The 13,181-nt window shown below is 68.6% G+C and carries 14 protein-coding genes; 6 read left to right on the forward strand and 8 right to left on the reverse strand.

Annotated elements, in window-relative coordinates:
- Window positions 1-16: 16 nt before the first annotated feature.
- From NSQ78_RS06045 to NSQ78_RS06065, 5 genes are all read right to left on the reverse strand, one after another.
- The gene (locus NSQ78_RS06045; protein WP_080473112.1) at window positions 17-655 is read right to left on the reverse strand and encodes a ferric reductase-like transmembrane domain-containing protein; all 639 of its coding nucleotides are present in this window, start codon (window positions 653-655) and stop codon (window positions 17-19) included.
- Window positions 656-738: 83 nt separating this feature from the next.
- Window positions 739-1,473: a putative DNA-binding domain-containing protein gene (locus NSQ78_RS06050; RefSeq protein ID WP_064237867.1), complete on the reverse strand. Its 735-nt coding sequence runs from the start codon at window positions 1,471-1,473 to the stop codon at window positions 739-741.
- The gene (locus NSQ78_RS06055) at window positions 1,466-2,311 is read right to left on the reverse strand and encodes a DUF692 domain-containing protein (protein ID WP_064237868.1); all 846 of its coding nucleotides are present in this window, start codon (window positions 2,309-2,311) and stop codon (window positions 1,466-1,468) included. The genes NSQ78_RS06050 and NSQ78_RS06055 overlap by 8 nt, the downstream gene beginning before the upstream one ends.
- A 56-nt stretch (window positions 2,312-2,367) precedes the next feature.
- A complete protein-coding gene (locus NSQ78_RS06060) occupies window positions 2,368-2,844 on the reverse strand; it encodes an EF-hand domain-containing protein (protein WP_064237869.1) in 477 nt (158 codons plus the stop codon).
- A 95-nt stretch (window positions 2,845-2,939) separates the two neighbouring features.
- Complete coding sequence (locus tag NSQ78_RS06065) at window positions 2,940-3,584, reverse strand: DoxX family protein (RefSeq protein WP_064237870.1); 645 nt, start codon at window positions 3,582-3,584, stop codon at window positions 2,940-2,942.
- A gap of 342 nt (window positions 3,585-3,926) precedes the next feature.
- Here NSQ78_RS06065 and NSQ78_RS06070 point away from each other — a divergent pair, with 342 nt between their 5' ends.
- The 5 genes from NSQ78_RS06070 (at window position 3,927) to NSQ78_RS06090 (ending at window position 8,825) form a co-directional block, all read left to right on the forward strand.
- Window positions 3,927-4,721 (forward strand): alpha/beta hydrolase, encoded by a 795-nt coding sequence (locus tag NSQ78_RS06070; protein ID WP_057494167.1) that lies wholly within the window; start codon window positions 3,927-3,929, stop codon window positions 4,719-4,721.
- Window positions 4,722-4,724: 3 nt separating this feature from the next.
- A complete protein-coding gene (locus NSQ78_RS06075) occupies window positions 4,725-5,270 on the forward strand; it encodes a redoxin family protein (protein WP_053462430.1) in 546 nt (181 codons plus the stop codon).
- Window positions 5,271-5,327: 57 nt separating this feature from the next.
- A complete protein-coding gene (locus NSQ78_RS06080; RefSeq protein ID WP_064237871.1) occupies window positions 5,328-6,068 on the forward strand; it encodes a response regulator in 741 nt (246 codons plus the stop codon).
- Window positions 6,065-7,378, forward strand: a complete 1,314-nt coding sequence (locus NSQ78_RS06085) for a HAMP domain-containing sensor histidine kinase (RefSeq protein ID WP_064237872.1) — start codon at window positions 6,065-6,067, stop codon at window positions 7,376-7,378. Before NSQ78_RS06080 ends, NSQ78_RS06085 begins: the two co-directional genes overlap by 4 nt.
- Window positions 7,379-7,565: 187 nt before the next feature.
- A complete protein-coding gene (locus NSQ78_RS06090; protein WP_053462433.1) occupies window positions 7,566-8,825 on the forward strand; it encodes an MFS transporter in 1,260 nt (419 codons plus the stop codon).
- 4 nt (window positions 8,826-8,829) lie between these two features.
- Here the strand turns inward: NSQ78_RS06090 and NSQ78_RS06095 are convergent, their stop codons facing one another.
- Window positions 8,830-9,777 (reverse strand): nucleoside hydrolase, encoded by a 948-nt coding sequence (locus NSQ78_RS06095; protein ID WP_053506836.1) that lies wholly within the window; start codon window positions 9,775-9,777, stop codon window positions 8,830-8,832.
- 150 nt (window positions 9,778-9,927) lie between these two features.
- On the opposite strand from NSQ78_RS06095, the gene NSQ78_RS06100 reads away from it, so the two are divergent.
- The gene (locus NSQ78_RS06100; RefSeq protein WP_064237873.1) at window positions 9,928-10,257 is read left to right on the forward strand and encodes a hypothetical protein; all 330 of its coding nucleotides are present in this window, start codon (window positions 9,928-9,930) and stop codon (window positions 10,255-10,257) included.
- A gap of 695 nt (window positions 10,258-10,952) precedes the next feature.
- Here NSQ78_RS06100 and NSQ78_RS06105 read toward each other — a convergent pair.
- The gene (locus NSQ78_RS06105) at window positions 10,953-11,672 is read right to left on the reverse strand and encodes a GntR family transcriptional regulator (RefSeq protein ID WP_064237874.1); all 720 of its coding nucleotides are present in this window, start codon (window positions 11,670-11,672) and stop codon (window positions 10,953-10,955) included.
- A gap of 56 nt (window positions 11,673-11,728) precedes the next feature.
- On the reverse strand, window positions 11,729-13,096 hold the full coding sequence (locus NSQ78_RS06110) for an SLC13 family permease (RefSeq protein ID WP_049465216.1): 1,368 nt from the start codon (window positions 13,094-13,096) through the stop codon (window positions 11,729-11,731).
- Window positions 13,097-13,181: the final 85 nt, after the last annotated feature.

The raw sequence follows: 13,181 nt of genomic DNA on the forward strand, positions 1-13,181 counted from the left end.
ATCTGGCCCCGGGTCGTCAGGCCGTCCGCAGCGGTGGCCGCGCATGCGCGCTTCGGCGCAGCGCCTGCGCCCGCTTGGCGATCCAGCGCACCACGAAGGCGGTGAACAGCAGTGCCGACGGCACCGCATACCAGACGTTGCCCGGCACGCGCTTGAAGTACGAGTAGGTGAACACCGCCGCGATGATCCACATGCCGGTGACGTGCAGGCGACGCCAGGCGGTGGGCCCCATGCGCCGGGCGAGCCCCCGGTGCGAGGTGATGGCCAGCGCCAGGATGGCGAGGTAGCCCACCGTGCCCGGAAGGTTGGCCAGCGCGGATCGTGCAGGCCAGAACGCCGGATTGAGGATGCCGAAACTGGTGATGGCGACTGCGTGCAGCAGGTGCGAGAACGCGAAGGACAGGCCGACAGTGCGCCGTTCGCGCAGCAGGAACCGGGTGAATGGGCCCGGTAGCAGGCTGGCGAATGACGATGCCGTGAACGCCGCCAGGAACAGCAGGAACGACGTGCGTGCAGTGACCCGGATCGCCGCACGGCTGCCTTCGGCTGCATCGGGATGCAGGGCGAAGGCCACCAGCGCGAACGCGATCAGGACCACGGCGATGGCCACGAACAGGCGCCAGCCGTGCAGGAAGGGAGTATTGGATGCAGCCATGGTGAGACCTCGAAGTAGGGGGCGGGTCGTGCCGGCCGCCGGCCGGTCAAGGAACGGGTAGTGCCGGCCGCTGGCCGGCAACCTCAGGAAGAAGGCAATGCAACCAGCACGCCTGCCGCGCACAGTTCGTCCAGAACGGGCGCGCAGGCCACGCGCAATGCATCCGTTGCCACGCCATGTGCCTGGGACAGCGCCCGCAGTGCCGCTTCCACAGCGGCGCCGTCGTCACCAAAGACCGATAGCAGCGCGTAGGCCAGCGGCGACAGTTGCTCGACCTGCAGGCTGAAATCGGCGAGGCGCCGGATCAGCAGCAGCATGGGCGCAGTGCTCAGCACCGACCCCGGCCCCTCGTCCTCGTGCACCGGCCACTGGTAGCCAAGCACTCTTGCCAACGGCGACACCGCCAGCACATCACTGTCCTCGGGTACGCGCTGCAGCAAACGCCCGGCGTCACGCGCTTCGATGTACAGCGACTGCCGTGTGCTCTCGTAGTGCGCCAGTTCCGCCGCCCAGCCCGGCAGTGCCAGCGTGTCCTGCACCGCCAGCCAGGCCGCGAACTCGTCGGCGATCCGTGGGAACAACGCGGTCTGGCAGGTGTGGCGGGCGTAGTAGTGCTCCACCGTGTCGCGCCAGCGCGGCGTGCCCAACTGCTGTCGCAGGTGCGGCAGGCTGCCGGCCAGCAGACTGTCCAGGCTGTCGATGCACAGGCGGCGGTATACCGCCAGCCTGCGTGCTTCGATGCCATCGGGTGCGGCCACTGATGGGTCGCGCACATGGTCGGCCCAACGCCGTTGCAGGGTGGCCAACGACTCAGCCATGGACCACCTCCGGCCAACGTGCCTCAACCTGCACCTGGCGGATCTGCGCAACCTCGGCCAGCAGCTCGGCCAGTGGCGGGAAGTTGAAGTCGCGTTCGAGCAGTGTGGGACGCACGCCCACCCGCATGTAGGCCTCGCGCAACAGCGCCCAGACCACGCCTTTCACCGGCGCACCATGGGTATCGATCTTGAAGCCATCGTCTTCATCGAAGTGGCCCGCCACGTGCAGCGAGGCGACACGCTGGGCCGGCACGCGGGCCAGGAATTCGAAGGCGTCGTAACCGTTGTTGCAGGCGTTGACGAAGACGTTGTTGACGTCCAGCAGCAGGTCGCAGTCGGCCTCGGTGAGCACGGCGTTGATGAAGTCGATCTCGCTCATGTCCGCGCCGGGAACGGCGTAGTAGGAGATGTTCTCCACGGCGATGCGCCGCGCCAGCACGTCCTGCACCTGGGCGATGCGGCCGGCGACATGGTGAACGGCCTCGGCAGTGAATGGCAGTGGCAGCAGATCGTAGACGTGGCCACCGGCGGCGCAGTAGCTCAGGTGTTCGCTGTACAGCTGTACCTGGTGCAGGTCGAGGAAGGCACGGGTCTGCGCCAGCAGGGTACGGTCCAGCGGATCAGGACCGCCCAGCGACAGCGACAGGCCGTGGCAGGTCAAGGGGTGCCGCTCGCTCAGCTGGCGCAGCGCGGCGCCATGAGCACCGCCGACGCCGATCCAGTTGTCGGGGGAGACCTCGAGGAAGTCGATGCTGCCGGCCGGTGTTGCCAGCAGTTCGTCGATCAGTCCGCGGCGCAGGCCAAGGCCGGCAGCAGTGGGGGGCAGGGGCAGGGACATGGCGGATGCTCCAGCGAGAGGGCGCCGCCCTGATGGCGGCGCCGGTTGGACGTCGATCAGTCGGCAACGCGGGCGAACAGGCCCTTGGGCATCGGCTTGCCGTTGGCGGTGTAGACGCTGCGCAGGTAGTCGTGCGCCTCCTGTTCGCTGATGTAACCGTCGTGGTCGGTGTCGATGCGGTCGAATTCGGCGGCACGCGTGGCAGCCACAGCGTTGAACTCGGCACGCGAGACCCGGCCGTCGTGGTCGCGGTCGGTGCGGGCAAACGAGGCGTCGCCGCACTTGCCTTCGCCACACTGGCCCTCGGCCACCTTGGCCTTGCCAGCGGGCTTGCCGGTGGTGGCCTTGTTGGCCCCACACTTGCCTTCACCGCACTTGCCTTCGGCGGCGGCGCTCATGGCCACCGCGCTGATCGCCAGCGGTTGGATCGCGGCGGCCTGGCCGGCCAGCAGCAGGCCACCGGCCAGGGCGATGCCGATGGCACCGATGCGCGGCAGGCGGGAGGAAGAAGTGTTCTTGGTCGAGACGGACATGGTGGTGACTCCTTGGGAAAGCACGCGGGGCGTGCGGGATGGACGCCGCCGAAGAGGCGACGGAAAGCGAAGCGCGCGGGAACAGGGGAGTCGGCTCAGGCGGCGCGGCGACGGCGCAGCAGATGGTCCAGCAGCAGCACACCGCCGAGCAGGGCACCGCCGAAGCCGATGCCGGGCAGCAGCGCGGCAACCGGCAGCAGCAGGGCGATCAGGCTGACGCCCCAACCCAGGCCGTCATTGCCTGCCGTGGCGCGGCCGGGGCCGGCCAGCAGCCGGTCCACGCTGAGTGCGCCACCGCCGTTGAGGATCAACGGCAGCAGCATGGCCAGGAACAGCAGCGGCAGCTTGAAGTTGCCATAGCCCTGGTCGGTGATCGCATAGCCCTGCCAGAGTTCACCCAGGCCGTTCCATTGGTCGGGCCAGTGCACGGCGGCGATGGCAACGATGGTGAGTACCCAGAAGACGTAGGCCACCGAGCGCGTGGCTAGGCCGAGCAGCAGCATCACTGCACCCACCAGTTCCAGCCACGTGGCCAACTGCCAGTTCAGCGACGCGGGCAGGGTGGAGAACGGGAACGGGAAGCGGCCTTCCAGGTCGGCGAACCAGTTCTGGCCGCCCAGCTTCTCGCGGCCGGATTCAAAGAACTCCCAGGCCAGCAGCGTGCGCAGCGCCAGCGGTGACAGCCAGCGGCCGACGGCGTCCAGTCGGGGGGTATATACGGAAGAGGCGGTGCTGATCATGGTGGTGTCCTGCGGGCCAGTGGTCGATGGAGGCCATTTCAGGCGGCGCAGGTATCGGCAACGTGTGCCGTTGCCCGGGGTTTTGTCAGCGACTGTGGCCGCGCCCGGGTTTCGTACAGTCAGTTACAAAGACGATGCGTTGAGCCACATCGGGACGTTGCGCGCCCGCGTGCGGGGGGCGATATCCACCCGGCAGTGCCCGGCCAGGACCGGCGCCGGAATGTATCCCACTGTAGAAACCCGCCTGCGCCCTACAGTCCGGTACAACTCCGCGCCACGGAGAAACAGCGCCGATACACCGGCAGGCGGAAATGGCCACTCCCAACACCGGAGTGCTTCCCCATGATCCGTACCTCTTTGCTCGCCGCCGCTCTCGCCCTTGCTGGCACCGCCGCCCCCGCCTTCGCTGGCCAGGCCGATACCGCTGCACCGCCCACCGTCATCCTGGTGCACGGCGCGTTCGCCGATGGCTCCAGCTGGAGCAAGGTCATCAGCACGCTGCAGGACTGGAAGCTGCCAGTGGTGGCCGTGCAGAATCCGCTCACCTCGTTGGCCGACGACGTCGCCGCCACCCGCCGCGCGATTGCCGCCGCGCCCGGCAAGGTGGTGCTGGTCGGCCACAGCTGGGGTGGCACGGTCATCACCGAAGCGGGCAATGACCCGAAGGTGCAGTCGCTGGTGTACGTGGCGGCCTTCGCACCGGATGCAGGGCAATCTTCGGCGCAACAGGGCGAAGGTTTTCCGGTCGGTCCGGGCCTTGCCCGACTGCAGGAAAGGGACGGCTACCTGACGTTGCCGGCCGATGCCATCGCCCAGGACTTCGCGCCGGATGTGATGAAGAAGTCCGCCACGCTGCTGTACAGCACGCAGGTCCCGTTGAAGGCCAGCGCGCTGGGCGAAGTGGTGAGCGTTGCGGCATGGCGCAGCAAGCCGAGCTGGTACGTGCTCAGCCGCGATGACCGCATGCTGTCGCCGCAGCTGCAGGCCGCGACCGCACGTCGCATCGGTGCACAGCTGCAATCGATCGGCAGCAGCCATGTGTCGCTGCTTTCGCATCCGGCGCAGGTGGCTGACAGCATCCTGGAAGCGGCGGGAGTGAAGCCGGCAGAGCTGCCGCTGGCCGAGCAGGGGGGCTGAGCGATGACCGCGCTGCGTGCGTACGCGCTGCCGTTGCTGATGGGACTGCTGGGTGGGGCTGCGCTGTTGATGGCCTGGCCCAGCCCGGAGGCCGATGCGCAGCCGGCCCAGGCCGTTCCCGCTGCCGGGTTCGATGGTGGCGGGCCCTGGCACAACAGCCCACCGCTCACACTGGAGCAGTTGCGGGGGCAGGTGGTGCTGGTCGAGTTCTGGACCTACACCTGCAGCAACTGCCTCAACGTGGCGCCGTATGTACACCAGTGGCATGCACGCTACGCGCCGCAGGGGCTGCGGGTGATCGGCGTGCATACCCCGGAGTTCGCCTATGAAGGGCTGCCTGGTAACGTGCGCAAGGCCATCACGCGGCTGGATATCACCTGGCCGGTGGTGCAGGACAACCAGTACCGGATCTGGAACACCTGGGGCAACCGCTTCTGGCCCGCGCTGTACCTGCTCGACCGGCAGGGGCGGGTGGTCTACCGCCATTACGGCGAGGGCGACTACGCACGCACCGAAACCGAGATCCAGCGCCTGCTGGCCAGCCCCTGAGCCGCGCTACCATGGCCGCGCAGCGCGGCCCTGACCTCCGTCTTCATCGAGAACGCAATGAACCACGTACCGCATATCCTGGTCGTCGACGATGACAGCGAGATCCGCCAGATGCTGGCCGATTACCTGCAACGCAACGGCCTGCGCGTGAGCCAGGCCGACGGTGGCCGGGCCATGCGCGCGCTGATGGATACCCATGCCGTGGATCTGGTGGTGCTGGACGTGATGATGCCGGGCGAGGACGGCCTGAGCCTGTGCCGCAACCTGCGCGCCGGCAAGCATCGCGCCGTGCCGGTGGTGCTGCTGACCGCCCGCGACGACGAAACCGACCGCATCGTCGGGCTGGAAATGGGCGCTGACGACTACGTGACCAAACCGTTCTCTTCGCGCGAACTGCTGGCACGCATCACTGCGGTGATCCGCCGCACCCGGATGTTGCCGCCGAATCTGCAGGTGAGCGAAGCCGGCCGCCAGCTGGCCTTCGGCGAGTGGCGCCTGGATACCACCGCACGCCATCTGCTGGATGCGCAGGACACCGCATACCCACTCAGTGGCGCCGAGTTCCGCCTGTTGCGCGTGTTCCTCGATCACGCCAATCGGGTGCTCAGCCGCGACCAGCTGCTCAGCCTCACCCAGGGCCGCGATGCCGAACTGTTCGATCGCTCGATCGACCTGCTGGTCAGCCGCGTGCGCCAGCGCCTGGGGGATGACGCGCGCGAGCCGACCTACATCAAGACCGTGCGCAGCGAAGGCTATGTGTTCAGCGTGCCGGTGCAGTTGCTGGGGCCGGACGAATGAACACCGCCGCACGCCGTCCACGCTGGCCGCGCACGCTGTCGGCGCGGCTGCTGCTGGTGCTGCTGGGCGGACTGGCGCTGGCCCACGCACTGTCGTTCGGCCTGCTGTTCTTCGAACGCGACCAGTCCACCCGCAGCATGATGCTGCGCAACCTCGACGAGGATGTGGCCGTGAGCGTCGCGTTGCTGGAACACCTGCCCGCAGACCAGCGCGCGGCCTGGGTGCCGCGGCTGGAGCGGCGCACCTACCGTTACCTGCTGCGCCCGGCTGCGGCCGGACCCGGGCTGCAGACCGATCGCGCACGCCAGGTCACCGCGGTCATCGATGACAGCCTGCAGCACCGTTATCCGTTGCAGGCGCGCCAGGTGGCTCGCCTGCCGGAGCGGTTCGAGGTGGAACTGCGCCTGCACGACGGCACCCCCGTGACCATTGAAGTCACGCCGTCGGGGCTGCCGCTGGCGCGTTGGTTGCCCGCCGTGCTGCTGGTGCAGCTGGCGCTGCTGCTGGTGTGCGCGTGGCTGGCGGTGCGCCTGGCCATGCGGCCGCTGCAGCAGCTTTCGCATGCGGTGGAGCATCTGCAGCCGGGCAAGGACGGGCCGGCACTGCCTGAAGATGGCCCTGCGGAAGTGGGCGGCGCGGCGGCCGCGCTCAACGCACTGCAGGCACGCATTCGTGGCCATGTCAGTGAGCGCCTGCAGATCCTGGCCGCGATCTCGCATGACCTGCAGACCCCCATCACGCGCATGAAGCTGCGGGTGGAGGCCCTGCCTGAAGACAGCACCCAGCAGCGGCTGCTGGCCGACCTCGACCACCTGGGGCAACTGGTGCGTGAGGGCGTGGCCTATGCGCGCAGCAGCCACGTCGCCAGTGGCGCGCCAGTGGCGATGGACCTGGGCGCATTCCTGGCCAGTGTGGTCGGCGACTACGAGGACATGGGCAAGCCGGTCAGTGGTGGTGCGCCCGCTGGACTGGTCGTGCAGACCTGGCCGCAGCCGCTGCGCCGGGTGGTCGGCAATCTGGTCGACAACGCGTTGCGTTACGCCGGTGCCGTCGAGATCGAGGCGGGCCGTGATGACGCCGGCAGAGTGTGGATCAGCATTTCCGACCGTGGCCCTGGCATTCCCGAGGACCAGCTGCAGGCAGTGCTGGCGCCGTTCCATCGGCTGGAAAGCTCGCGCAACCGCGATACCGGTGGCACTGGCCTGGGACTGGCCATCGCGGTGCAGCTGGCGCAGTCGCTGGGTGGCTCGCTGCAGCTGTACAACCGGGAGGGCGGCGGGCTGCGGGCGGAATTGCAGTTGCCGGGCTGAGTTGCTCGGTCCTTGGGTTCGCGGGCAGGCGCACGCCTGCTTCCGCTTCGACGACGGGGGCGTCACCGGCCATGAAATCCAGTACATGCCGGCAATGGATGGCCGATGACCGGTATTTCACCCCGTTCGTGCCACGCTGCATGCAACGTGCCCAACCAGGATCGAAGCTGTTGAAGGCGAAGAGGCAATGACCGCGGCGCGGCAGCGCTCGATGTGGGTGGCGGGCCTGTCCACGGTGGTGGAGTGGTACGACTTCACCCTGTACCTGTATTTCGCCACGGTGTTGTCGCGGGTGTTCTTCGGTGGCGGCGAACAGGCCCTGCTGGTCACCCTGGCCGGCTTTGCCGTGTCCTACCTGATGCGCCCCTTGGGCGCGCTGTGTTTTGGCCACCTGGGTGACCGGCTTGGCCGGCGCTGGATGCTGCTGGCCTCGATGGCGTTGATGGCTGCGGCGATGCTGGCCACCGCGCTGCTGCCGACCGCGGCCACCGCAGGCACCCTGGCGGGCGTGCTGCTGCTGGTACTGCGCTGCGTAATGGCGTTCTCAGTGGGCGGTGAATACACCGGTGTCGTGGCGTACCTGCTGGAAAGCGCACCGGCGCGACGGCGGGGCCTGGTGACCTCGCTGGCCTCGGCGGCCAGTGAGGTGGGCGCGCTGCTGGCGGTAGCGATCTCCGCGCTGACCGTGGCGCTGCTGCCCACCGCGCAGCTGGACAGCTGGGGCTGGCGCATTCCGTTCTTCGTCGGCGCGGCGCTGGCCCTGGTGATCCTGGTTGCGCGCTCGGGCATGCACGAATCGCCCGAGTTCGAACGCCAGCGGCGCGAGGGCAGCATCCCGGCCACGCCGCTTCGGCACGTGCTGCGCAACCACCCGCTGGCGGTGGCGCGCACCTTTGCGATCTCCGCCTTGGGATCGATCACCTACTACGTGGGCATCACCTACGTACCGGCCTTCCTGCATGCGCGCGGCCACGATGAGGGCGATGCCCTGTGGCTGTCGACGATCGCGGCGGTCGCGGTCATCGCCATCACACCGTTGTGTGGCGCGTTGTCCGACCGGGTCGGACGACGGCCGATGTTGTTGGGCCTGACCGTGCTGGCGGCGCTGCTGCCGCTGTCCCTGTTCGCGTGGATGGCACAGGCGCCGCCGCTGGGCATCGCGTTGGCTGCGGTGCTGCTGGCCTGCGTGGCCGGCGGCGTAAGCGCGGTGGCGGCACCGGCCACGGCCGAGCAGTTTCCCGGCGAAGGCCGGGTCAGCGGTCTGGCGCTGGGCGTAACCATGGCCACGGCGGTGTTCGGCGGTGCGACGCCGTGGCTGGCGCAATGGTGGGTGGAACGCAGCGGCTGGGCAGCAGCGCCAGGCGCGATGATCGCGCTGGTGGCGGTGCTGGTGCTGCCGGTGCTGTGGACCCTGCCCGAGACGGTCCCGGGCAGGGCCAAGCGCTAGCGGGTCAGACCTTGAGGGTCTGCTCGATGTCGGCCAGTACCGCGGCCGCATCCACGCCGATGGCGATCGACTGCACCACGTGGCCGTCCCACACGCTGGGACCGAATGCCAGGCCTTCCGGCTTGGGAATGGTCATGCCGCGGGCAACGCCGTCGGTGGCCACGCGCACGCTGGCGCGTTCGAACTGGAACAGCTCCGGTCGGGTCAGCGCGATGCAGGCGCAGCAGTCGTGCACGACCATGCCCTTGTGGCCGGCCTGCAGGTAGAAGTCCACGTAGTCCTGCGACAGCGCGCGCACCAGTTCGGCATCGGCACCGCCGATCGCAGCCAGCGTGTCCAGGCCGTCACGGTCCATTTCCACGCGGGTGGTCACGTCCAGGCCGATCGCGGTGACCGGCCAGCTGGCGGTGAACACCACGTCGGCCGCTTCGGCGTCACCCCAGATGTTGGCCTCGGCGGCCGGGGTGATGTTGCCGTTGACATGGAAGGCGCCGCCCATGATCACCACCCCGCGCACCAGGCCGGCGATGTCCGGGGCCTGCTGCAGCGCCAGCGCCAGGTTGGTCATGCGGCCGACCGCGACCAGGGTCACTTCGCCCGGATGGGCGCGGACCAGATCGATGATCAGCTGATGGGCCGGGCGCGCATCGGCGGCCACGTCCAGATGGGCCGGCACCGGATGGTTGCCCAGGCCATTGTGGCCATGGATGTGCACCGGCCAGGCTTCCGGGGTGGCCTCCGGCTGCAGCGGGCCTTCGGCGCCACGTGCGACCGGAGCGGCAAAGCCCCAGGCCTGCTTCAGGTACAGCGCATTGTGCGTGGTCGACTCCACCGAGGCATTGCCGAAGGTGGTGGTGACGCCGATCAGGTCAATCTGGGCGTGCTTGTGCAGGTACAGCAGGGCCAGGGCGTCGTCGACGCCCGGGTCGGTATCGAAAATGACTTTCAGCATGTTGTTGTTCTTCTTCTTCCGTGTGGTGCGGGGGGCGCCGGCGGCCCGCAGGCAGGCCGGCGCGCCCTGCATTGTCCCATCTTCATGACGGGCAGGGCCATTGCCGGGGGGCAGGCCATAATGCACGCAGTCCAGGCACGGAGTCGCCGAATGCTGATCGTTGTCCTTCTGCTGGTGCTGCTGGTGCTGGGCCTGAACGTGGTGGCCACCGTGGTGATCGCCAGGCGCGATGGCCTGTCGGCGGGTGGCCGGACCGTGCAGCTGCTGCTGGTCTGGCTGCTGCCGGCAGTCGGCGCGATCCTGTGCATGGCGGTGGCCACGGCCGACGGCTCCGGGATCCGGGGCGACACCAGTCTCGGCGGTGGCTACGATCACGCGGGCGGCTACTCCGGCGACGGCGCCAGCCAGCACAGCCCCGGCAGCCCGGATTGCGGCAGCGACGGCGGCGGCGACGGCGGCAGCTGCGGTGGTGGCGATTGACGAGACGTTACGGGATGCCGGCCAGCGGCCGGCACTACCCAACCAAGGCCCCGTCCCGGTAGTGCCGGCCGCTGGCCGGCAACCACATCCCCTCAGCCGCCACCTTCGGCGGGCAAGCGCCCACGGCACGTTCGACAGCCCAACCAAGCTCACGTCCGGTAGTGCCGGCCGCTGGCCGGCAACCACATCCCCTCAGCCGCCACCTCCGGCGGGCAAGCGCCCCCGGCACGTTCAACAGCCCAACCAAAGGCCCCGTCCCGGTAGTACCGGCCGCTGGCCGGCAACCACATCCGCTCAGCCGCCACCTTCGGCGGGCAAGCGCCCACGGCACGTTCAACAGCCCAACCAAGCTCACGTCCGGTAGTGCCGGCCGCTGGCCGGCAACCTCTTCCGCTCAGCCGCCACCTTCGGCGGGCAAGCGCCCCCGGCACGTTCAACAGCCCAACCAAGCTCACGTCCGGTAGTGCCGGCCGCTGGTCGGCAACCACATCCCCTCAGCCGCCACCTTCGGCGGGCAAGCGCCCCCGGCACGCTCGACAGCCCAACCAAGCTCACGTCCCGGTAGTGCCGGCCGCTGGCCGGCAACCACATCCCCTCAGCCGCCGCCTTCGGTGGGCAAGCGCCCCCGGCACGTTCAACAGCCCAACCAAGGTCACGTCCGGTAGTGCCGGCCGCTGGCCGGCAACCACATCCGCTCAGCCGCCGCCTTCGGTGGGCAAGGGCGCCGGTACGTTCAGCAGCCCGCCTGCCGCCACATAGGCGGCCAAGGCCTGGCCCTGGCTGAGCAGGTGGCGTTCCATGGTGCGTTCGGCGGCCTGCGCGTCGCGGCGACGGAAGCAGTCCATCAGCTCGCGGTGCTCGGCGAGCGATTGCGCGGTGCGCCCCGGGGTCAGCAGCTGGCGGCCGCGATGCATCTTCAGGATGCGGTGCAGGTCGTGGGTGATGCGGATCAGCCACGGGTTGCCGGCGTAATGCTGCACGGTTTCGTGGATCAGGTAGTTGTTGCGGTAGTACTCGGCGATGTTGCCCTCGGCCGCCGCCGCTTCCATCGCCGCATGCAGGGCCTCCAGCTGTTGCACGCCGGCATCGTCGATGTGCCTGACCGCCTCGTGGGCGCAACGGCCTTCCAGCATGGCCATCACCGGGAACAGCTGGTTGAGGTCTTCCAGCGTCAGCCGGGTGACCCGGCTGCCGCGACCGGCATCGATCTGCACCAGGCCTTCGGCTGCCAGCAGCTTCAACGCCTCGCGCAGGGGCGTACGGCTGATGCCCAGTTCTTCGCACAGCGCGGGCTCGTCGATCCACTCGCCCGGCGGCAACCGGTAGTCATAGATGCGCTCGCGCACGTGTTCGGCCACTTCTTCGTACAGAGGCGCGCGCTTCTTCGGTGACCGCGGGGCAGGGGCAATGGCCATGCGCAGAGTGTAACGCCAGGCCGCACCGGCCAGCGGCCGGCACGACCCGATGGCGGTTACATCCAGCCCGGCACCACGAACACCAGCCAGGCCAGCAACGGCCCCAGGGCCACCACCAGGCCGCTGTACACCAGGAAGCGACGGAACAGGCTCTCGCGCTCTTCCTTGGCTGCCGAAGCCACCACCAGTGCGCCATTGGTGGAGAACGGGCTGACATCGACGATGGTGGACGACACCGCCAGCGCGCAGATCACGCCAGCGGCGCTGAGGTGACCCTGCATCAGGAACGGCACGGCCAAAGGAATCGTTGCGCCGAGCACCGCGGCCGACGAGGCGAATGCGGAGACGATGCCGCCGACGTAGCAGACCAGAAGTGCACCGAGCAGCGGGATGCCGATGTCGGACACACCGTTGCCGATGAAGTCCACCGCGCCGGCATGTTCCAGCACGCCGATGTAGGTCACCACGCCGCAGATCAGCAGCACGGTGGACCAGCTGATGCCGTCGACCGCGCCCTTCTGGCTCTGCGGCGACAGCAGCGCCAGCGCCACCGCCACGGTGATCGAGACCAGGCCGACGTTGAGGTTGTAGATCAGCGCGGCCACGCCCAGGCCGAGCAGGCCGATCAGGGTGAACAACCGCTCGCGGGTCAGGCTGACTGCATCCAGTGCCGCCGGATCGTTGGACAGGGTGCCGCCGCCCGCCGCGACCAGCGCGCCATGGCCTTCGATCGCGAACTGGCGCGATGACGCCTGCGGGCCACCGGCCATCGCCAGTTCCGCACTGCCGATCGTTCCTGCTGCGGTGATCGAGCCACGACGCAGCAGGGCGATGCCACCGAAAGCGAAGAAGCAGATCGTCGCCATCATGAAGTTGAAGCCCAGGCTGGTCAGGAACACCGCCATTTCGGTCACTTCCAGCCCGGCTTTCTGCACCACGCCATTGGTGATGCTGCCGTACACGCTGATGGGCGAGAAGCCGCCGGCCTGCGCACCATGGATGACCAGCAGGCCCATCATCAGTGGATTGATGTTGTACTGCTTGGCAAAGCGCAGGGCGACCGGGCCGATGATCGCGACCGCCGCCGGGCCCAGCGCGCCGAACGCGGTGAGGACCGCGGTGATCACGAACATCACCCACGGAATGGCCACGATATGGCCACGCACCGCTTTCACTGCCCAGTGCACCAGCAGGTCGATGGTGCCGTTCTTCTGCGCGATGGCGAACAGGTAGGTGATGCCGACCAGGGTCAGGAACAGATCGCCGGGAAAGCCGGCCAGGACCTCCTTGCCGCCCATGTCGACCCACAGCCCGCCGATGATGAAAGCCAGTGCGAAGGCGACGGCCCCCATGTTGATCGGCATCGCCGTGGCGACGATGAACATGATCACCAGACCGATGATCGTTGCGATTTGTGGACTCATGCGCCCTCCCAGACACGTGACTCACGTACAGCGCGGATGGAGACCCGCCATCCCCGGGGTAAGGCGACGTACAGCGTGTTGCGTG

Origin of the sequence: Stenotrophomonas sp. FSL W7-1447, from assembly GCF_037966425.1 — a bacterium.
GTDB classification, from domain to species: Bacteria; Pseudomonadota; Gammaproteobacteria; order Xanthomonadales; family Xanthomonadaceae; genus Stenotrophomonas; species Stenotrophomonas pavanii.

Bases quoted from the DNA above. Each gene is read 5' to 3' on its own strand.
- NSQ78_RS06045 (WP_080473112.1), bottom strand. From the start codon at position 655: ATGGCTGCATCCAATACTCCCTTCCTGCACGGCTGGCGCCTGTTCGTG.
- NSQ78_RS06050 (WP_064237867.1), bottom strand. From the start codon at position 1,473: ATGGCTGAGTCGTTGGCCACCCTGCAACGGCGTTGGGCCGACCATGTG.
- NSQ78_RS06055 (WP_064237868.1), bottom strand. From the start codon at position 2,311: ATGTCCCTGCCCCTGCCCCCCACTGCTGCCGGCCTTGGCCTGCGCCGC.
- NSQ78_RS06060 (WP_064237869.1), bottom strand. From the start codon at position 2,844: ATGTCCGTCTCGACCAAGAACACTTCTTCCTCCCGCCTGCCGCGCATC.
- NSQ78_RS06065 (WP_064237870.1), bottom strand. From the start codon at position 3,584: ATGATCAGCACCGCCTCTTCCGTATATACCCCCCGACTGGACGCCGTC.
- NSQ78_RS06070 (WP_057494167.1), top strand. From the start codon at position 3,927: ATGATCCGTACCTCTTTGCTCGCCGCCGCTCTCGCCCTTGCTGGCACC.
- NSQ78_RS06075 (WP_053462430.1), top strand. From the start codon at position 4,725: ATGACCGCGCTGCGTGCGTACGCGCTGCCGTTGCTGATGGGACTGCTG.
- NSQ78_RS06080 (WP_064237871.1), top strand. From the start codon at position 5,328: ATGAACCACGTACCGCATATCCTGGTCGTCGACGATGACAGCGAGATC.
- NSQ78_RS06085 (WP_064237872.1), top strand. From the start codon at position 6,065: ATGAACACCGCCGCACGCCGTCCACGCTGGCCGCGCACGCTGTCGGCG.
- NSQ78_RS06090 (WP_053462433.1), top strand. From the start codon at position 7,566: ATGACCGCGGCGCGGCAGCGCTCGATGTGGGTGGCGGGCCTGTCCACG.
- NSQ78_RS06095 (WP_053506836.1), bottom strand. From the start codon at position 9,777: ATGCTGAAAGTCATTTTCGATACCGACCCGGGCGTCGACGACGCCCTG.
- NSQ78_RS06100 (WP_064237873.1), top strand. From the start codon at position 9,928: ATGCTGATCGTTGTCCTTCTGCTGGTGCTGCTGGTGCTGGGCCTGAAC.
- NSQ78_RS06105 (WP_064237874.1), bottom strand. From the start codon at position 11,672: ATGGCCATTGCCCCTGCCCCGCGGTCACCGAAGAAGCGCGCGCCTCTG.
- NSQ78_RS06110 (WP_049465216.1), bottom strand. From the start codon at position 13,096: ATGAGTCCACAAATCGCAACGATCATCGGTCTGGTGATCATGTTCATC.